Source organism: Legionella sp. PATHC035, from assembly GCF_026191115.1.
Classification (GTDB): Bacteria; Pseudomonadota; Gammaproteobacteria; order Legionellales; family Legionellaceae; genus Legionella.
In genome coordinates this window covers 527,466-548,030 of the sequence record NZ_JAPHOT010000001.1, presented here as the reverse complement: position 1 = coordinate 548,030, position 20,565 = coordinate 527,466, and the positions used below count along the sequence as shown (strand labels likewise).

Sequence of the window (20,565 nt, the reverse complement as noted above, 5' to 3'; positions counted from 1 at the left end):
CTTATTTTTTGCCTACGTCCCGCGGATTACCGCAGAACGCAGGCATGTCGTGGTTATGGAGTATTTTTAATACCAACTTCCATTGCAACCACCGCAGCCCCCACAATCACTCGCACAAGTTCCGCAACATGAACCATTAGAACAATTGCCTAGCAAGGCAGTTGAGCACACCAGTATTACAGCCAGTATTATTTTTTTCATTACCTGTCCTTATTATGGTATGTATATTAACTATACTCTACGTTTTTGAATTTAACCAATTTTTATTCAAGCCTTACCTTTTGTATTCTCAATCAAAGACTGTCCAACAAAATCTTAGAACAACTTGCATTTTGCTCGTATGCGCTAAGATGCTACGGCGTTATCCTTTGCTAAGCTCGGGATAACGCATTGGGAGCAAACGAGCAAAATGGAAACTGGCTCTAGTTTTCTTCAATGTACAGCCATTGTAATTTCCATAAATTATAAATAAATATTTGATTTTGTGTAGTATTCAAATAGATGATGAGAGATTGATGCGCTAAAGAGCGATTATTGGCAATATAGCTTATCAAATTTTGAGAAACTCCCGCGGTGTCCCATTCACAGCCATTTATATAAAGTTGATATTCCGATTGTTCGTCTAGAGTCTGATAAGCAAAACGACATGATGGGTCCCGAGCCAGATTTGCTCCGGCTTTTATTTCTTTAATAAAACTTGCTAAATCAATGGTTTCATTATCCTCTAAAGGTAAAGGTAATTGAAGTTCTGCTTGTTGATCCAGGCGTGTTGCAAAACATCCAAACCATGATTGGATTGTTTTATCGTCGCTAATTAATTGCTGCAGTAGTTTTTGCGCACTTTGCCAAGCTGGACGAGTAATCTCAGAGGTATTGTGTGACTGTGACCAGTCAGGATCTTGATATAGTGCTTTGAATGTCTCCTTTTCAGCTAAATATTCACTAAGACTATCTAACAACTCTTGTCCTTCATAACTCCGATAACCAAAAGAATAAGTCATGCATTCTTCTGAAAGTGAAATACCATAATGGCCTACATGGGGTGGAAGATATAACATATCTCCTTCTTCGAGAATGAACCGTTGTTCTTCCTCAAACTGGCTCATGATACGCAGTTCGAGATCTTGAATGTAATTTTCATTATTACACCCTTTTGTCGTAAGTGACCATTCACGCCGTCCTTGGGCTTGATATAAAAAAACATCATAATTATCGTAATGAGGACCAACACTTCCATGGAGCACTGCATAACTAATCATGATGTCATCAATTCTCCATTGTGGAATGAAATCAAAATGATCCAATAGGGCATAAACCTCTGGAATTAACCGATCAACCCCTTGAACGAGCAGAGTCCAATGGGTTGGGGGCAGGCTACTCAAATCATTTTCGAAAAATGGTCCTCGTTTTAAATGCCAAAAAGGTTTTTCATTAGGTGTTTCAAAGACTAGACGACTTTCAATATCCTCTTCAAGAGCAAGTCCAGCCAGCTCATCAGGAGATAATGGGGCGACAAAATCTGGCAAAGCATTGCGAATCACTAAAGGTTTTTTTTGCCAATATTCCCTAAGAAAGGTGTCTAAAGAAATATGCTGAAGGTTGATCATGTGTGGTTAATACTCCGTGATTATCATTTTTTAATCGGGGTGACGCCGACAGAAATCTTCGTCATCCCGGGCGAGGCTCGGGATGACAAAGTCTTTAATTTGATTGGAGAATACGTTCCAATTCTCCTTTTGCTTGACGCGAAAAATTGATTAAGTCACTTTCCTTTTCAAAAAAATCAAAGGATTGGATTAGTGTTGTTTCATCATGTTTTCTAAATGCAGATGCTTTTTTTTGAACGTCCTCATGGGAGTAGCCTAGAAACTTCATGACTTCTTTAGTCATAGATAAAGAGGAATCAAATAATTCGCGAATGAAATAATTCACACCCAGTCGATGCAGTTCATAGGCATGGCGACGATTACGTGCTCGAGCGAATATTTTTAAGTGGGGAAAGTGTTGTTTGGCGAGCTTCACAATTTTTAGATTTGCATCGACATTCCCTACAGCGACTATGAGCAGTTTGGCATGTTCAGCCCCAGCACTTTTTAACATATCCAATCGACTCGCATCTCCAAAATAGCCAATGTAACCAAATTTCCTGAGGAGCTCGATTTGTTCTGGATTTTTTTCCAATACGGTAATTGTGATGTTTTCCCCGTTGAGTAAACGTCCAATAATTTGACCAAAACGCCCATAACCGGCAAGAATAATACCATTTTGTTCATTGAAGGAGTCATACTCTCGCTCGGGTATAACACTCATAAATTTAGGTATAACAAACCGATGATAGAGCAGCATTAAAAAGGGAGTGGCGAGCATGGATAATGCAACAACAAGGGTAAAAAAGGCTTCAATTTCCTGACTGATTACTTTGGTAGAGCCGGCGTATTCAAAAAGTACGAAGGCAAATTCGCTTCCTTGGGATAAGGCAAAAGCAAAACCCATGCTTTGAAGTTTAGTTAAATCAAAGAGATTCCCCAAAAAATATAAAATAATTGCTTTGATGATAATTAAAGTAAACACAGCCACCACAATCATCATCGCTTTTTGAGAAAAAAGGGAGAAGTTCATCCCCATTCCCACTGAGATGAAAAACAATCCAAGTAGGAGTCCTTTGAAGGGCTGAATGTCTGCATCCACTGCATGTTTGTATTGGGAGTTTGCTAAGACAACCCCGGCAATAAATGCACCTAAAGCAGGGGATACACCTATTGATTCCATCAATAAGGTGACGCCAACAACCAAAGCAAGAGAAAAGGCGGTAAATACCTCACGTAAATTGGTTTTGGCGATGATTAAGAACAAGTGTCTGGATAAATAGTGACCCACTAAAATCACTGCCCCTATGATTGCAGCAACTAGAATGGCATGTAATCCTCTGGGAAGATGCATCATGAATGAAACTTCATGAGGGTTTATTTGAATGTTCTCATGTTGTGCGAGTAATGGAATGATGATTAATATTGGGATTACAGCGATATCTTGAAATAACAGCACTGCAAAAGAAGTTTCACCCTCTGCTGTTTTCAAAAGGTTTTTTTCTTGAAGCATTTGTAATACTAGGGCAGTTGATGAAAGCGACAAAGCCATGCTTACTGCTACAGTTGCCTTCCAGTTAAAACCGAGCATTAATCCAACGGCAATTAAAACACACGTCGTTAAAACCACTTGTAAATTACCTAAACCTATAATGAGTTTGCGAAGTTTCCATAACATAGCAGGTTCTAATTCTAACCCGATGAGAAATAACATCATGATCACCCCAAACTCACCAAAATTCATGATTTGTTGTGAATTTCCAATCAATTTCAATCCAAAAGGTCCAATAAGAATTCCCACTATCAGATAACCCAGGACAGACCCCAGCTTAAAACGGCTGGCAATCGGAACCATAATGCTGGCGGCAGCAAGAAAGATAAAAATATTAAGCATTAAGTGACCATTCATAGTTTAACTCGATTTTCCATGACAATTTTTAAATTTTTTACCACTACCACAAGGGCAGGAGGCGTTACGGGGGACCTGGGGTTTTCGGGTCTTATTTAAACCGTGTTTATGAATTCCGCTGACATAAAACCAGCGGCCGTTTTCCTTATGGAACTCACTTGACTCATGGATAATTTTCACTTGGCCGTGTTCTGAAAATCGCGCTGCAAATTCGACAAATCCTTTATCTGGATCTGGCATGCTTGCTTTGATGACTTCTAAATTTATCCAGGTCACGCTTTTGGCCCATTGTTCGGCTTCCAGTTCATTAAAACCAATTAAGGCTTTGCCCTTCATGGTGTGTTTAATGTAGTCAATTTTACCCATAGTGTATGCAGTATAACGCGATCGCATCAATTGTTCCGGGGTTTCAGGCACTTGTTGTTTATCTAAATATAAACCGCAGCACAGCTCATATGTATTTTGTGATCCACAAGGGCAAAGTGACATGGTATGATCCAGAAAAGTAAAAATTGAATTTTGGGATTATATTCGATGTCGCATTAAATTTTTACTAAAAAATTCAATATAGTCCAGTTCGACAGATTATTTAGGATAAAAGAATGAATTCTTATTTATTCACACAAAATATAGAGCAAATTGATCAGCAAAACAGTATGAGTCAATTGGAGGAAGGTAAAGTTTTATTTTTCCCAGAATATTGTTTCTCTCCTGTAGACCCTGACTTACTATCAGAACATATTCTGGATGGTAGTCGCAAAAATGTCAGTTATGACATTCGCAATAAAAAGTTGAATGCGTATAAAAAGGAAATGGGTAGTTTGGAGACTAAGCTTCGGGAGATGATGCACGGTTATGCGGAATTTGCACATCAATTAATTCAAACGACGCTGCCTGCTTATGTGCCTCATTTGCAATGGGGAAGGACCAGTTTTAGACCGGCACAAATTCACGGGCGTATTTCCTCAAAACGAAAAGATGATACGCGTTTGCATGTTGATTCATTTTCTGCAAGTCCTGTACATGGGTTGAGAATTTTGCGTGTATTTTGCAACGTCAATCCCCATAATGTACCTCGAGTATGGAATGTGGGTGAGCCATTTGCTGATGTTCTCGATCGTTTTGCGCCGAGGATCGCTCCTTACAATAAAATGAAAGCAAAAATGTTGAAACTGGTAAAAGCAACCAAAACTTTGCGTTCACCTTATGATCATTACATGTTGCATTTACATGATACGATGAAGTTGGATGATGCTTATCAGGCAAATGTTGAAAAGGTACAAATCGATTTTCCTGCTAAAAGTACCTGGATTGTTTTTACTGATCATGTATCGCATGCGGCATTAAGTGGCCAGCATTTGTTAGAACAAACCTTTTATCTTCCAGTTGATAAAATGGCAATGCCAGAACATTCGCCCTTAAATCATTTGAAGAAAATCAGACCGGAGGTGGGTTCTTATTTTTCATGAAGATTGGATCAATTGCTTGCATATCATTGGTTCTGGACAAGAAAGTTTTAAAGAAGTGCAATTGGGATAATTTCCTTCTTTTAAATTTATTATTATGTTTTTTGGGCAATTAAATATCTGTGAGGCAATTGGTGATATTTTATTCTTAATACGCCATATGCCTCGTGGATTATTCAATACAGCTAAGTAGGGGCTAACCTTCCCCTAAAGTGGAGAGCGAGAGTGACGCAAGCAAATTAAGATGCCACTGAAAATCTCTCACCCGATCCAGGCATTTTACCTAGAGGATTAATTGCGATGTTTTAAAAACTTTTCAATCCCCTGCGATGTCAAGGGCTTACTGAAAAAAAAGCCTTGCACTTCATCACAATGCTGTTTCTTTAAAAAATCCAGTTGTCTTTTGCTTTCTACTCCCTCAGCAATCACTTTAAAATTAAAGCTACGAGCCATGGAAATGATGGCTTCGATGATTACTTCATCACTACGTGAAGAGGATATATTTTGGATAAATGATTTATCGATTTTTAGGGAATCAATGTGAAGTTGTTTGAGATAATTGATACTGGAATTTCCTGTTCCAAAATCATCTAAAGCGATTTGGATACCAAATTGCTTTAGTTGATTCAGTGTCTGCACAATATCTCTATGCGTGATGATCACATTTTCAGAAATTTCAAATTCTAAATAGCGCGGATCAAGCAGATGTTCTTTTAAAATTTTTTCTACCGCATAAATAAAATTAGGGTGTTGCAACTGACGAGTAGTAATGTTGACAGCAACTTGAATGTAAGGTAATCCTTTTTTATGCCAAGACTTTATTTGTTGGCAAACTTCACTGATAATCCATTCACCTATAGGGATAATTAAACCAGTTTCCTCGGCAAAAGGAATGAAATCTAAAGGTAATAACAATCCTTTTTCCGGATGTTTCCAACGAATTAAAGCTTCAACCGCTAATATGTTTTCTTTATTTTCAAGACTGAATTGTGGCTGATATAATAAAAAAAACTCTTTATTTTTAATGGCTTGGCGTAAATCAGACTCGAGTTTAAAACATTTATCAATATACTCATGCAATTCAGAGGAGTAAAACGAATACTGATTTCCTCCGCGCTCTTTCGCTTGGTACATGGCCAAATCAGAGTTTTTTAACAAATCAGCCGGCATCTCTCCATCTTGAGGATAGATACTTATTCCTATAGCAGTGGTAATCACTAAATCCCGATTTTCGATTTTGAATGGCTCCCGCATGGAGTCTAAAATTTTATCGGCAACTATCCTAATATCCTCGTTTTTAGCTATGTGACGGGTCATGACGAATTCATCCCCACCAATTCGAGCTATAATGTCCTCTTTGCCGATTAAAGAGGACCAGCGTTGTGCAACCAAGCGTAGTAATTGATCACCCACTTCATGTGACAAACTGTCATTTACTAATTTAAATCGATCCAAATCAAAATACAGAAGCGCAAATTGTTGTCCATGCTTTTTCGCATAGTCAATACCAGCTTGTATTTTGTCGATTAACAAAGCTCGGTTTGGTAATTGGGTCAATGGATCATGCAAGGCTCGATGTTTAAGTTGCTTTTCAAGTTTTGCCTGTTCCGTGATGTCGCGAAAACTCCAAACTCGACCGATGGTATGTTCATTCAAACGGTGAGGGAGGGTATAGCATTCCAATATTTTACCATTCTTAAACGTCACAATATCTCGAGTGATTTCATCAATATTTTTCCTGAGATGTTTAATATTAGCTAAATATTTTCTGGGATGAATGAGCTGATTGAGCATGTAATACAAAATAATATTTCCATTATTAGTCTCTAACATGGACTGGGGGATATTCCACATCGAGGCAAACTTGGAGTTACAATCAATAACTTTGTTGTTGAAATCGATCACCAAGATTCCATCAGCAGATGATTCAAAGGTAGATCTCAAGAGCGACAATGACTGTTGCAAGGATTCTGTGCGCTCTTCAACGGTCTGCTCCAGTATTTTTCTATAATGTTTCGAATCATTGGCCAAAATCCATTTTCTCGTTAGTGCACAGGCAAGTTGTCTCACTGCTACCACATCGAAAGGTTTTTTCAGAATAAGGTAATTATCACCCATTCCTAATTTTTTTACGGTTTCTTCCCAACTGTAATCAGAGTATGCAGTACAAATGACTACTTGAATATCCGGATCAATTTTCCACATGTGCTTAATGGTTTCAATACCATCCCATCCAGGTGGCATTCTTATATCCACAAAGGCCAACGCATAGTGTATGCCTTCTTTTAAATCCTCCTGAATTTTATTGATTGCTTCTTGGCCCTGGCATGCTGATGTAAAAATAAATTTAGGTAAAAAGCCCTCAATTTCAGGATCATAAGGATTAGCTGAAGAGGCCTCATCATCAAATAATTGTTTGTCTAAATGATTCAATTCTGACCTCGTATTTGATGCACTTAAAACTTTAATAAAATCCTGATGTATCGATGGGTTATCATCAATAATCATAATTTGTAATGGGATATCACTCATCAGGGCCTCCCTGTCTATAGGAGCTGTGGACAATAGGTAAGGTCAATGTAAATCGAGCTCCATATCCTTCTCCCTTGCTTTCAGCTAAAAGCGAACCACCCATTTCTCGAGCTGATAACGCAGAGCTGTGTAGGCCAAAACCATGACCATTTATTTTTGTTGTAAATCCAAAGGCAAAGATACGTTGCAAATTTTCTTTATTAATGCCAACCCCATTATCTTCGACAATGATTTGTATTAACTTTTTTCCATTTTTTTGAATTGTTAATTTGATTTCTTTAATCGGCGAAGAGGTATTTTCTAAAAGGGAGTCTTTGGCATTTTGAATGAGGTTGACTACTATTTGCAGTAGCTTCGACTTATCCACAGTAATCAAAGGTGCCGGTTTAAATTCTCTAATAATCTGGATGTTAGCATTTTTTGAGGAGCTCATCGTAATGTTTACTGCTGTTTCGAGTAATTCAGGCAGGTAGACTTGTTCACTCATACTGGATAGGCCGCCAATTGATTGTTGAGTATCTACTATTTGACTAATATGCCGTAGATCATTCTGTAGATTATCTACTTCAATAGTATTTTTCTCATGTTCTTCCATGATAATTTTAGAAAGAGCGAGCACGTATTGCGGAATGATCTTTCCTTTGGGATCATGAGATAAAAAATCTACCAGATCAGGTTGATGTTGTACCATCATCTCCATGATTTTCAATAATTTTTGATGATAATTCAGATTAAAGCTGCTTTTTAAAAGAGCAATTGAAACATTGGAACTATTCAAAATATTGCCAATATTATGCAAAATAGTGGTTGCCACCTCCGCCATCCCAGCACGATGGGCAGTGGATGATATTTGCTGATTTAATTCTTTAATTTTCTCTTCAGAAATTTTACTTTTATGAATATCGATAACGATTCCAGCAAGTTGTTTTTCTCCTTTCTGACATTGACTAATTATCCTATACCAATGGTAATTCCCATCAGGATTTCGTACACGTACCTCACATTCATAATCTATTTTATCCTCAAGAGCACGCTTTACTTTTTGTATTAATTCAAATCGATCTTGCTCATGGATTAAATGGATAAACTCACCTAGTGAAGGCGCCTTATGGCTGGGGTTTATGTGAAGTAGATTGAATAATTCGTTAGACCAGATTGCGCGGTCGAGGATGCCATCATAAGACCAATAACCTAAACCAGCAATATGTTGCGCATATTCAAGTTTCTCATTCAAACTCATCATTTCTCGGGACGATATTTTTATAGAGCGCTCGTGCAAATAACGTTCCTGATCTGCTTCCACATAGGTATTATTGATGCGTTGAATAAAAATCTGCCACTGCTCATCAGTTTCTGGTCTCTTATCTTGAGCGATTTTTGAGTGTTCTAGCTGTCTTTTTAATAGTTTATGAATTTCCATATCACTCTTATTTTAATAATCATGTTTCGTAAATTGTTGTAATCGTCATCGTTTGGTTATGCAATTCGCAATTTCCAACAGAAAAAGGTGATAGTTCCCCATATGAATAAAAGCCAATTTGGGTCGAACCTTCAGGTAAAGCGGACATCGTTGATTCGATTTCTTCTTCTGTTCGCTCCCCTAAAAGCAGTCGCCTTCCCACACAACTGATGTCAATTGCCAAAACAGGACCTAATTCCTTTAAGTTGTCTTTGAGCATTAATTGATTTGCCAGAAGACCGGCTTCATTAGCGCTATCGATTAATCGGTCAAAATTAGCCCTCATTAATTGTGCATGCCATCCTGTCGGAATATCTCCTGCAAATACTAATGATTGTTCTTTCTCATCAACTGCCAGGATTGTACGAACCAATTGGGTGTCATTATTGGCCTCAGGATTATTGATTGCTAAAGGATAAAGCAACCCTGAAGAGGGCAGTTCAGAAGCCTTTTCACCTAAATACTCCTTATAAAGTTGCAAAGCAGGTTGATAATCTAACTCATATAAGACATTCGCTTCTGATCGCGTAACTCGGCGAACAGGACCAAAAATATCCCATCCTCCCTTAGAGGCGTGTCCAACATGAACATCGGAACCATATAAACCTACGGCTACGACATAATGATCAAGAATTTTATCGTTTAAAATGGTCCATGTTTTTTTGAAATTACTGCCATCACCTGCTAATCCACCAGTAATAATGAGTTTGTGAGTGCCATTTGCCGTATTCAATCCTTCTACTAATTCAGAACCATTGACATTAAGTCCATCAGACAAGATAAAGATGCTGTGTAGATCATCTGCTTTTAATTGTTCCGCTATTAATTTACCCGTAGTTTTTGAATCTTTACTGTGATTTACCTCGGCTTTTGCAAATTTTAGAGTTGTTTTGGTAAATTTGACTACAGCAACGGTAATGCTGTGGTCAAAAAGATCATCACCATAAATTTCGCCTGCTGTGGAGCAACCTATGACTTTTGATTTGCAATAAAAATTAGCTAATTGAATAATCGGTTCTTGAAAATCAATGAACTCTGGTGCTGCAAAAATAAGCACTAATGTGTTTTCTGAGTCTAGATCGGGAAACTCTTCCAAGTTCCATCCTTTATTTTTGAGGAATTGAAAGGTTTTTATTTCCATATTCTCTCCTGAGCGAAATAATGATGGGCAATAAAAAAATCTTTTTTATTAGTATAGTGTCAATTTTAGTTTTTTTCTTAGACAACAGGACGTATCTCAGAACACCAACAAGCGTGACCTATTTTTCATTAGATTTTTTTGCTACCCTCATGAAAATTCGTTATGATGACTTTCTTCATTTTCGCTCAAGGAAACTGGTTTTTATGGAAGAAAAAAAATCACCTAAGAAGCATCATCAAACGGTGATTTCTAGACGTTGGCAAGAACGTGTTTCAGCAGATAATTTCCTAGGGCTAGTCATCCTTTGCATTACTTTGGTTGCAGCATTATGGCTTTATGTCGCGACTAAAAAATCAAAAAATACAGTTCCCAAACCTATTCCTGTTGTTGCTGGAACTTCCTCCACTCGTGATGTACCCATTTATGCTCCAGCACTGGGTACGGTAACGCCGGTTTATACTGTGACAGTGCAAACCCAAATCAATGGGTTATTAATGAAAGTCTTTTTTAAAGAAGGGCAGTTGGTCAAAAAAGGGGATCTACTTGCCCAAATTGATCAACGTCCTTATGAGGCATTGCTTACTCAATATGAAGGGGATCTCAAGCGGGATTCAGCGCTATTGGCCAATGCCCGAATTGACTTAAAACGTTATCAAAAATTATGGAAAGAAGACTCTATTTCCCAACAAACCCTAGCGACCCAGCAATCACTTGTAGAGCAATACGAGGGTAATGTGAAAACGGATTTAGGCTTGATTCAGAGTACTAAAATCAATCTTATCTATTGTAATATTACTTCCCCAATAGATGGGCGAATCGGTTTGCGCTTAGTTGACCCTGGTAATTTTGTGCAAACTTCAAATACCCAAGGTATTGCAGTGATCACGACTCATAATCCCATTACTGTAATTTTCCCTGTTGCTGAAGATTATGTGCCACAAATTGCACCCCAGGCCTATGCTGGAAAAGAGATGCAAGTGAAAGTTTATGATCGGCAACAGAAGAATTTACTGGGAATAGGGAAATTGTTGGCATTGGATAACCAAATCAGCACGGCAACTGGAACAGTAAGGCTTCGAGCGATTTTTAACAATGAAAAGAATAAATTATTTCCGAATCAATTTGTTAATGTAAAAATTTTAATTGAGACCTTGAAACAAGCGACCGTTGTGCCCACGGCGGCGATACAACATGCAACCACAAAAGATTTTATTTATGTGATTCATGCAAATAATACAGTGACCGCACAAACCGTGGTTATGGGGCCCACCAGTGGTGATTATACTGTAATCAAAAGCGGTGTCCTGCCAGGCCAAAAAGTAGTCGTAAATGGTGCCGATAAATTAATGGACGGTTCGGCGGTATTTGTCCAAAATCAGCATTCCAGCGAGTCAGTTCAAAAAGCGGGTAATAAATCTCTCTCTAAATTCGCTTCGGAAAGACCACTAGGAGGCGCAAAACACATAACCGGAATGTATGCATTAGTACATGAGCATTCGAGTACTGTAGCGAAGACGAAGTGGTCCTCTACAAGAGAGCTTCGAAAGAGGCCTAATGAATCCATAACCCGCAATATCACATGAGTATTTCAGGTCCGTTTATTGCAAGAGCTATAGCTACCTCGTTGTTAATGTTCGCTATTTTTTTGAGCGGCATCCTTTCTTATAAATTGTTGCCTGTTTCCGCCTTGCCTGATGTGGAATATCCCACCATTCAAGTATCTACTTTTTATCCAGGGGGTAGCCCATACGTGATGAGCACCACGGTTACTGCACCACTTGAGCGACAATTTGGACAAATGCCAGGCTTGGATCAAATGACCTCAAATAGTTCATATGGTTCATCGATTATTACATTACAGTTTAAACTTGATATCTCACTGGATGTTGCCGAACAAGAAGTCCAACAATCAATCAACGCAGCGAGTAGTTATTTACCTGCTGATTTACCAAATCCCCCCGTATATAGCAAAGTAAACCCAGCAGATACACCAATTCTTACTCTAGCATTGACTTCAAAAACAATCCCTTTAACACACGTTGAAGATTATGCTGAGACGCGTTTGGTTCCTAAAATTTCTCAAGTAACCGGTGTGGGACTAGTGAGTTTGGGCGGAGGGCATCGTCCTGCGGTACGTATTCAAGCGAACCCTAATGCATTATCGGCTTATGGATTAACGCTGGAAGATCTGCGCGCTGTTGTTATGGCTTCGAATGTGAATACAGCCAAAGGGAGTTTTTCTGGTCCTCGTTTGGCCTATACAATTAATTCAAATGATCAATTATTGTCTGCAGAAGCGTACCGTCCTCTCATTGTGTCTTATCAAAATGGAGCTCCAGTTCGTTTATCTGATATAGCTCATGTCATCGATGGCGCGGAAAATACCATGCAGGAAGCATGGATGAACAATGAGCCTGCGATTATTGTAAACGTTCAAAGGCAACCTGGGGCCAATGTAATCGAAGTGGCTCAACGGGTTAAACATCTATTGAATCGAATGCAATCCGCAATTCCTGCGGGAATGGAAATTAAGGTGCTTACTGACCGTACTGTGAGTATTCAGTCATCTGTAAAAAATGTTCAATTCGAATTACTTTTGTCTGTAGCTTTAGTGGTTATGGTCATTTTTCTTTTCCTACGAAAATTACCTGCAACAATTATTCCCAGTATTTCAGTACCTCTGGCTCTCGTAGGCACTCTAGGGTTAATGTACTTATTAGGATTTAGTCTCAACAATCTGACGTTAATGGGATTGACTATTGCCGCTGGGTTTGTGGTCGATGATGCGATTGTGATGATTGAAAATATCATGCGCTACATTGAGTATGGTGAGAAACCATTAGTCGCGGCGATTAAAGGAGCAGAGCAAATTGGTTTTACAATAATTTCTCTGTCTATATCACTCATTGCGGTCCTCATTCCTTTGTTGTTTATGGGGGATGTAGTAGGTAGATTATTTCGAGAATTTGCTTTGACTTTAACGATAACGATCGCAATTTCTGCATTCGTTTCTTTAACCTTGACTCCTATGTTGTGCTCTCGCATTCTAACGCCAGAAAGTGAAAGCAAAAATAATGACTTACAACAATTTCTCGAAAAAAAATTAAACTATCTCATTGAACAATATCAATTGTCTTTGCGTTGGGTTTTATCACGCCAACCACTCATTCTACTCATTTTCTTTGTTACCATACTCATCACTGGGATTTTGATATTCCTAATTCCTAAAGGTTTTTTCCCTATTCAAGATACTGGGGTGATTCAAGGCATTTCTGTTGCGGCTGACTCCGTTTCATTTCAGGAAATGGCGAATCGTCAGAAAGCGTTAGCAAAAGCGGTGCTTTCTGATCCTGCTGTAGAAAGTTTATCTTCATTTATTGGAATCGATGGAACCAATATCACTTTAAATAGTGGACGGATTCTTATTAATCTAAAGCCTTTTGAGGAACGCCCCGGTGTGACTGAAGTGATAAGCCGATTGCAATCTAAGCTAAGAAAAGTGGTTGGGGCAACATTGTACATGCAACCTGTTCAGGATTTAACGATAGATACGTTAACAAGTCGCACTGAATTTCAATACAGTGTGAATGGACCTGACCTTGAGGAAGTGACCCAATGGTCAAAATTAATGTTGCAACGCATGCAACAGTTACCTGCGTTGAAAGATGTCAACTCGGATCAACAAAATCTGGGTTTGGTCACCGAGTTGAATGTTGATCGGGATACCGCATATCGCCTTGGAATCAGTATGCAAATGATTGATGATACCCTTTATGACTCTTTTGGCCAGCGGCAAATATCGATTATGTTTACCCAACGAAACCAATATCGAGTCGTTTTGGAGGTATTGCCTGAGTTACAAAAGGAGCCTGTTGCCTTTGATAACATTTATATCAATTCCACAGTCTATAATTCTTCTCCTGGTACTTCTTCAATAACGAACGCCTCAAGTCCAGGGATAAATTATCCGACGGTTAATTCATTAGGATCGCCGATTACCCCGGGCTCAGTATCCTCATCGATAACTACATCAAGTGGCTCAGTTCCTATTAAGACTATTGCCAGTGTGAAACAAACTGTAGGACCGTTAGTCATTGCACACAAGGATCAATTTCCAGCAGCTACACTTTCTTTCAATCTCTCTAAGAATGGTTCATTAGGGGATGCAGTAAAACAAATCGATGAGATGAGGAAAAATCTGAATTTACCTCTAAGTATTACTGCTGATTTTCAAGGGACGGCAAAAAGCTTTCAAAATGCGCTTGCGAATGAAGGATGGTTGATTGTTGCCGCAGTTGTCGTCGTGTACATTGTTTTGGGAGTGCTTTATGAAAGCTATATCCATCCCTTAACTATTTTATCTACCTTACCCTCAGCGACAATGGGTGCTTTGTTGGCGTTGTATCTCACCAATAATGAGTTCAGTATTATTGCTTTAATTGCCATTATTTTATTAATCGGCATTGTATTAAAAAATGCCATAATGATGATTGACTTTGCTCTTGAACAAGAGCGTGAGTACAAAAGAAAACCTGTAGATGCAATTTATGAGGCTGCGCTATTACGCTTTAGACCCATTTTGATGACGACTATGGCCTCTATGCTCGGTGCAATCCCTTTAGCCCTTAGTCATGGTATCGGCGGCGAGTTACGGCGCCCATTAGGAATTGCGATTATTGGTGGTCTAATGGTTAGCCAGTTAGTTACTTTGTACACCACTCCAATTATCTATCTGACATTTGATCGTATATCACGCAAAGTAATGAATTATCGCAGTAACACGGATCAAGTGAGGAGAGAAGTATGAATTTATCCTCATTATTTATTCATAAACCCATAGGAACAATATTACTTGCCTTTGGACTGAGTTTTGCGGGTATCCTCGCATTTAATTTTTTACCCGTGGCTCCTTTACCCCAAATTGATTTTCCCACAATTACAGTTCAAGCTCAGTTACCGGGCGGAAGTCCGGAAGTAATGGCCACCTCAGTAGCCGCTCCTTTAGAACGTCAGATTGGACTCATTGCCGGAATTACTCAGCTTACGTCATCGAGTACTTTAGGACAATCGATGATAACGGTTCAATTTGATTTATCACGTAACATTGATGGAGCTGCGCGGGACATACAGGCAGCTATTAACGCCTCTTTAAGTCAATTACCAACGAATTTGACGAATAACCCAACCTATCGCAAGGTAAATCCTGCTGATGCGCCGATTATGATTATTGCCTTGACCTCAGATAAAAAAAGCCCAGGCCAGTTATATGATGTAGCATCTACTTTTTTACAACAAAAAATTTTGCGAAGTGAAGGGGTAGGGCAAGTGAACGTCGGTGGAAGCTCTTTGCCCGCTGTACGGGTTGAAATTAATCCGACCGCATTAAACAGTTATGGAATAGGATTGACGCAACTTGCCAATGCAATTGCTGCTGCTAATTTAAACCAAGCAAAAGGTCAATTGATCCGTGATGATTTAGCCTCAACAATTAAAAGCAATGATCAAATACTCAGAGCTTCCGGATACGCTCCCCTGATTATTAGTTATTATAACAATCAACCTGTGCGGCTTTCTGATGTAGCTGAGGTGATTGATTCAGTCGCTGATGTTCATAATGCGGGTATCGCTAATGGAAAACCTGCTGTTTTGCTGGTTTTGTTCAAAGAGCCAGGCGCCAATATAATCAAAACGGTTGACAGCATAAAAGCAATGTTGCCACAACTTGAAGCGTCAATTCCCAGTGACATCAAATTAAATATTTTAATGGATAGAACAACAACAATTCGAACCTCATTGCATGATGTGGAAATTACCTTGCTTATTGCAATGTGTTTGGTAATTTTTGTTACTTATTTCTTTCTTGGCAGCATACGTGCCATGATGATTCCTGGAGTTGCTGTACCATTGTCTTTGCTTGGTACCTTCGCGGTTATGAAATTATTAAACTACAGTCTTGATAATTTATCCCTAATGGCATTAACCATTTCAACTGGTTTTGTAGTGGACGATGCGGTTGTTGTACTTGAAAATATTTCTCGTCATATTGGCATGGGTAAAAAACCATTTCAGGCCGCTTTAGATGGCTCCAAAGAAATTGGTTTTACAGTATTATCAATCAGTATTTCCTTAGTTGCAGTTTTTATTCCCATTCTGCTGATGGGGGGAATAGTTGGACGTCTATTTCGTGAGTTTGTGGTTACGCTATCACTGGCAATCATTATCTCTATGGCTGTTTCATTAACTTTGACCCCGATGATGTGCGCACGAATGCTTGATTCTGAGGAGGGTGAAAAGGACCACTTTTTTATCCGTTTCAATGAATATATCAGAATGCATTATGCACGGGGTCTGCGTTGGGCATTATACCACCCCATATTCATGATAGTGATCACTTTGGGTACCATTTTACTGACTGCTTATTTATTCATTATCATTCCCAAAGGTTTTTTCCCACAACAAAATACAGGCAGAATTGTGGGGCAATTACAGGCTGATCAAAATATTTCATTTGATGCAATGAAAATAAAATTGATTCAATTTGTTTCTGAAATTCGTAAAGACCCTGCAGTAGAAAATGTAGCTGCTTTTATAGGGAGCGGCCCAGGGAATAATACGGCAAATACTGGGTCTGTATTTATTATGATGAAGTCATCTGTACTCAATAAAGAGACTACAGATCAGTTGAAGGACAGGTTACGTGCCAAGTTATCTCAAATTTCTGGGGCAACACTCTATATGCAAGCGGCCCAAGATTTGACTCTAGGTGGGAGACAAAGCGCGGCACAATTTCAATATACAGTATCGGCTGACAATTTAAAGGATCTTGCGACTTGGACACCGCAAATTATGGATAACTTGTCAAAGCTACATGGAATTGTTGACTTGAATAATGATCAGCTAAATCATGGGTTGCAAATGTATGTAAATGTAGATCATGATGCCGCATCTCGTTTTGGTCTTACACCGGAGCAAATTGATAAGGTCTTATATAATGCTTTTGGGCAAAGTCAAATCTCCGTGATGTATATGCCAATGAACCAATATTACGTAGTCATGAATGTGGCGCAAAAATATTGGCAATATCCAAAAATGTTGGAGGAAATTTATGTTATTTCCCCTGATGGTAATAAAGTCCCTTTATCTGCATTTGCGCGTTTCGAACAAGGAGCAACTTTATTGTCTGTCAACCATCAAGGTCAGGCTCCAGCAGCAACATTTTCGTTTAATTTAGCTCCAGGTACCTCTTTAGGTGGAGCGGTACATAAAGTGACGCAAATTATTAATAGAATGAACTTGCCACCCACAATGCGTGGTGCATTTCAAGGAACAGCCCAAGCATTCCAGGAGTCTTTTGCTAATGAAAAATTTTTGATTATGAGTGCTATTCTTGCTGTTTATATTGTGCTGGGAATGCTTTATGAAAGTTTGATTCATCCGATTACTATTTTATCTACCCTACCCTCAGCAGGTGTTGGTGCATTACTCGCTTTAATGTTGTTCCATTCAGACTTAAGTATTATTGCGCTTATTGGGATGATCCTTCTTATTGGTATAGTGAAAAAAAATGCCATTATGATGATCGATTTTGCTTTAGAGGCAGAGCGCAAGGAAAATAAATCACCGCGCGAAGCGATCTATGAAGCAGCATTATTACGTTTTCGCCCAATTATGATGACGACTATGGCGGCCATATTGGGCGCTATGCCTCTGGTCATTGGCTTTGGTGTGGGTTCTGAATTACGTCGACCGCTTGGTATCGCGATTGTTGGTGGCTTAATCGTAAGTCAGCTATTAACACTGTACACTACTCCGGTCATTTATTTGGCAATGGATACTGCAGGATTACGTGTGCGTCATTTTATAAAACGATTTAAGTTACGAGGTGCCTATGGCCACTCATAAGCGATCAAAATCCCCACAATCTTTTAAGAAATTCAAGTTTTTCTTTTTTTTAGCGCTGTCTTCTTGCATATTTTCTTCTTGTATGGTTGGTCCTAATTATGTACCTCCAAAACTTGTAGTGCCGCCACATTTTAAAGAAGCCAAAGGTAAAACAGCAATTGGCACTAGGCGTAAAAATTGGAAACCTATTCAGCCTCAGGATGATAGGGATCGAGGTGAATGGTGGAAGGTTTTTAATGATCCAGTATTGAATGATCTAGAGAATCAGTTGTATCACTACAACCAAAGTATTGTGAATGCTGAGGCAAACTTTCGACAGTCGCTCGCAATTGTTGACCAGGCACGAGCGAGTTTGTATCCCACGCTAGTTGGTGCCTTTAGTTTATTTGAACAACGTCAAGCTGGAGGGTCCACATCCATTATCACTACCTCCGGAACTACAGGAACGGCAACAACAAATATTGTACCTGCTGCAAAAACCACAACAATTTATACCGCTTTTTTGAATGCAACCTGGGAACCCGATCTTTGGGGACTTGTGCGTCGAACCATAGAGGCCGATCTTTCTTTAGCAGAATCTAATGAAGCATTGATCGGTGTGACGCGTTTATCCGCTCAAGGTGCTTTAGCACAATATTATTTTGAATTACGTACACTGGATAAGGTGCAAAAGTATTTAGATGATACAGTGATTGCTTATAGAAAGCTTTTACAATTTACAAAAAATCAATACAAATCGGGGGTTGTATCACGTGCCAATGTGGTTCAAGCGCAAATCCAGCTTGAATCGGCTCAAGCATCAGCGATTAATAACGGTATTTTACGCGGTCAATACGAACATGCAATTGCTGTATTGATGGGACGTCCACCTGCTTATTTTTCGCTAAAACCTGTGATGATTAAATTAAAACCACCACCAATTCCCTTGCAAGTCCCTAGCGTTTGGCTGGAACGAAGGCCTGATATTGCACAAGCTGAGCGCTTGGTGCAACAAGCCAGTGCGTTAATTGGAGTCGCCGTTGCTGCCTATTTTCCTAATTTAACTCTGACTGGAACCATTAGTGCTGCTGGGCACAGCTTTCATCAACTGATCCACAAACCCGCAATCAGTTGGTCTACGGGTTTTCAACTGGCAGAAACTATTATTGATGGAGGCTATCGTTCCGCGGGAGTGAGGGCAGCAAAAGCCCAATACATGGCTCAGGTCGCTAATTACCGTCAGGTAGTGCTCTCTGCTTTTCAAAGCGTGGAGGATAATTTGATTTCTTTACGTCTTTTGGAACAACAGAGTTTAGTTCAAGATAAAGAAGCAGCCGATGCGCTCTTAGCACTCAAAATTGTTAAAAATCAATATGAGGCTGGAACGGTTACTTATGCTAATGTCCTTACTGCTCAGATCAGCGCACTTGCAGCAGAACAGGCAGCAACACAAGTAGATGGCCTGCAAATGGTTTCTGCTGTGGGTTTGGTCAAAGCTCTAGGAGGAGGTTGGGTAGCGAGTGTCATATCACCCCCTAAAAAACTAAAAACCTGAGTGAACCCTATTTCTATGAATTGACTTTGGAAGCGTCATTTTGAAACGGGTTTTCCTTTTCAATTTGTTCAAACATTTTTCTTGTGGATGTTTTAAAAAACGCAAATCTTCGAGGCCTATCAATAATCGTTGCATTGGCGCCTTCAGATATATAACGCTGAATATCACCCAATAAGTCGTTGATGCTCTGTTTTCCCTGTGTCAATTTATTGTACTGTTCTTGATAGAGGGTTTTGATTAAATCAAATTTTTCATGACTGCTATCCATGTTTTTACCCGATGCGGATTTGGCAATTTTATCCATTCTCCCGTACATTTTTTTTAAAATGTCCCATTGTGCTTTATCTTCAGGATTTTGGTGTACTGGCAAAGGAGGGGGATAAATAAATAGTTTCTCTTTGATCTTACCGTCACATAATTTTGCTTTAAAGGGAAGAGAAGTGAAAAAAAGGGAGGAAACATTAGGTAATGAGTCAACTCCCATCGTGGTTTGAGTGATATACTTCGCATTAGTTCTACAATTGGAATCCAAGGAAATTCCCGGCTTGATTTGATCTGGCTCATAACCACTATCATTCGCCTGATCTGATCTCTGCTCACTCAGGTCTTCGATTTTATTATTGGAATTTAACCAGGTAAAACTAACTTGTTCTCCAGACTCATGTCCTGCTTCAATCCAGGCGGTCGGTACAGCGAAGCTCGCAGCATTTGAGCGCCGATTCTTTTTCATTTTTGCTAAGAACTTGATGAGATCCGCATATTGATTTACGGTAATAGTAAAGGCTTGCATCTCAATAAGGCTTTGACTTTTTTTGGGCATGTTTTCTGTCGATAAGAGGGTTCCAAAAAAACCTTTACGCCCAAAGGTTGCAAGTACAAGTTGCTCTTGCGTTTTAGTATCCTTAACCCCAACAATCATATAAGAGTGATCTTTATATTTGCACACCGCCATGAACAATTCAGGTTTATTGCAAGTAAAACTGCCTTGGTTGTATGTATAGGTCATCTTACACTAAAAAGCATGTTTGAATTCATT

Annotated in this window: 12 protein-coding genes; 5 read left to right on the top strand and 7 right to left on the bottom strand. The window is 39.2% G+C overall.

Annotated elements, in window-relative coordinates:
* Positions 1-422: 422 nt before the first annotated feature.
* The 3 genes from OQJ13_RS02460 to OQJ13_RS02450 all read right to left on the bottom strand — a co-directional run bounded on the left by OQJ13_RS02460 (position 423) and on the right by OQJ13_RS02450 (position 3,984).
* Entirely contained in the window at positions 423-1,607 is a 1,185-nt protein-coding gene (locus OQJ13_RS02460) for a cupin domain-containing protein (RefSeq protein ID WP_265708939.1), read from the bottom strand.
* A 94-nt stretch (positions 1,608-1,701) separates the two neighbouring features.
* Positions 1,702-3,495, bottom strand: a complete 1,794-nt coding sequence (locus OQJ13_RS02455; protein ID WP_265708938.1) for a monovalent cation:proton antiporter-2 (CPA2) family protein — start codon at positions 3,493-3,495, stop codon at positions 1,702-1,704.
* 3 nt (positions 3,496-3,498) lie between these two features.
* Complete coding sequence (locus OQJ13_RS02450; protein ID WP_265708937.1) at positions 3,499-3,984, bottom strand: YchJ family protein; 486 nt, start codon at positions 3,982-3,984, stop codon at positions 3,499-3,501.
* A 113-nt stretch (positions 3,985-4,097) separates the two neighbouring features.
* Here OQJ13_RS02450 and OQJ13_RS02445 point away from each other — a divergent pair, with 113 nt between their 5' ends.
* Positions 4,098-4,964 carry a Kdo hydroxylase family protein gene (locus OQJ13_RS02445; RefSeq protein ID WP_265708936.1) on the top strand — a complete coding sequence of 289 codons (867 nt, stop codon included), beginning with the start codon at positions 4,098-4,100 and terminating at the stop codon, positions 4,962-4,964.
* A gap of 288 nt (positions 4,965-5,252) precedes the next feature.
* Here OQJ13_RS02445 and OQJ13_RS02440 read toward each other — a convergent pair whose 3' ends face one another.
* From OQJ13_RS02440 to OQJ13_RS02430, 3 genes are read right to left on the bottom strand one after another with little or no spacing between them, the layout of a single operon-like run.
* Positions 5,253-7,493 (bottom strand): EAL domain-containing protein, encoded by a 2,241-nt coding sequence (locus OQJ13_RS02440; RefSeq protein ID WP_265708935.1) that lies wholly within the window; start codon positions 7,491-7,493, stop codon positions 5,253-5,255.
* A complete protein-coding gene (locus tag OQJ13_RS02435; protein ID WP_265708934.1) occupies positions 7,486-8,913 on the bottom strand; it encodes a sensor histidine kinase in 1,428 nt (475 codons plus the stop codon). Before OQJ13_RS02435 ends, OQJ13_RS02440 begins: the two co-directional genes overlap by 8 nt.
* Positions 8,914-8,932: 19 nt before the next feature.
* Positions 8,933-10,093: an FIST signal transduction protein gene (locus OQJ13_RS02430; RefSeq protein ID WP_265708933.1), complete on the bottom strand. Its 1,161-nt coding sequence runs from the start codon at positions 10,091-10,093 to the stop codon at positions 8,933-8,935.
* A 203-nt stretch (positions 10,094-10,296) separates the two neighbouring features.
* Here OQJ13_RS02430 and OQJ13_RS02425 point away from each other — a divergent pair, with 203 nt between their 5' ends.
* The 4 genes from OQJ13_RS02425 to OQJ13_RS02410 are packed head-to-tail and all read left to right on the top strand — an operon-like array spanning position 10,297 to position 19,529.
* The gene (locus OQJ13_RS02425) at positions 10,297-11,676 is read left to right on the top strand and encodes an efflux RND transporter periplasmic adaptor subunit (protein ID WP_265708932.1); all 1,380 of its coding nucleotides are present in this window, start codon (positions 10,297-10,299) and stop codon (positions 11,674-11,676) included.
* Positions 11,673-14,900 (top strand): efflux RND transporter permease subunit, encoded by a 3,228-nt coding sequence (locus tag OQJ13_RS02420; protein ID WP_265708931.1) that lies wholly within the window; start codon positions 11,673-11,675, stop codon positions 14,898-14,900. The genes OQJ13_RS02425 and OQJ13_RS02420 overlap by 4 nt, the downstream gene beginning before the upstream one ends.
* Complete coding sequence (locus tag OQJ13_RS02415) at positions 14,897-17,995, top strand: efflux RND transporter permease subunit (RefSeq protein WP_265708930.1); 3,099 nt, start codon at positions 14,897-14,899, stop codon at positions 17,993-17,995. The genes OQJ13_RS02420 and OQJ13_RS02415 overlap by 4 nt, the downstream gene beginning before the upstream one ends.
* Positions 17,982-19,529, top strand: a complete 1,548-nt coding sequence (locus OQJ13_RS02410) for an efflux transporter outer membrane subunit (RefSeq protein ID WP_265708929.1) — start codon at positions 17,982-17,984, stop codon at positions 19,527-19,529. Before OQJ13_RS02415 ends, OQJ13_RS02410 begins: the two co-directional genes overlap by 14 nt.
* Before the next feature lie 13 nt (positions 19,530-19,542).
* On the opposite strand, the gene OQJ13_RS02405 is transcribed toward OQJ13_RS02410, so the two are convergent.
* Complete coding sequence (locus OQJ13_RS02405) at positions 19,543-20,535, bottom strand: hypothetical protein (protein WP_265708928.1); 993 nt, start codon at positions 20,533-20,535, stop codon at positions 19,543-19,545.
* Between the last annotated feature and the right edge of the window lie 30 nt (positions 20,536-20,565).

What these genes read in the sequence shown, in the direction of transcription:
- OQJ13_RS02420 (WP_265708931.1), top strand. Translation starts at nt 11,673, where the DNA reads ATGAGTATTTCAGGTCCGTTTATTGCAAGAGCTATAGCTACCTCGTTG.
- OQJ13_RS02405 (WP_265708928.1), bottom strand. Translation starts at nt 20,535, where the DNA reads ATGACCTATACATACAACCAAGGCAGTTTTACTTGCAATAAACCTGAA.
- OQJ13_RS02425 (WP_265708932.1), top strand. Translation starts at nt 10,297, where the DNA reads ATGGAAGAAAAAAAATCACCTAAGAAGCATCATCAAACGGTGATTTCT.
- OQJ13_RS02435 (WP_265708934.1), bottom strand. Translation starts at nt 8,913, where the DNA reads ATGGAAATTCATAAACTATTAAAAAGACAGCTAGAACACTCAAAAATC.
- OQJ13_RS02415 (WP_265708930.1), top strand. Translation starts at nt 14,897, where the DNA reads ATGAATTTATCCTCATTATTTATTCATAAACCCATAGGAACAATATTA.
- OQJ13_RS02445 (WP_265708936.1), top strand. Translation starts at nt 4,098, where the DNA reads ATGAATTCTTATTTATTCACACAAAATATAGAGCAAATTGATCAGCAA.
- OQJ13_RS02450 (WP_265708937.1), bottom strand. Translation starts at nt 3,984, where the DNA reads ATGTCACTTTGCCCTTGTGGATCACAAAATACATATGAGCTGTGCTGC.
- OQJ13_RS02440 (WP_265708935.1), bottom strand. Translation starts at nt 7,493, where the DNA reads ATGAGTGATATCCCATTACAAATTATGATTATTGATGATAACCCATCG.
- OQJ13_RS02460 (WP_265708939.1), bottom strand. Translation starts at nt 1,607, where the DNA reads ATGATCAACCTTCAGCATATTTCTTTAGACACCTTTCTTAGGGAATAT.
- OQJ13_RS02455 (WP_265708938.1), bottom strand. Translation starts at nt 3,495, where the DNA reads ATGAATGGTCACTTAATGCTTAATATTTTTATCTTTCTTGCTGCCGCC.
- OQJ13_RS02410 (WP_265708929.1), top strand. Translation starts at nt 17,982, where the DNA reads ATGGCCACTCATAAGCGATCAAAATCCCCACAATCTTTTAAGAAATTC.
- OQJ13_RS02430 (WP_265708933.1), bottom strand. Translation starts at nt 10,093, where the DNA reads ATGGAAATAAAAACCTTTCAATTCCTCAAAAATAAAGGATGGAACTTG.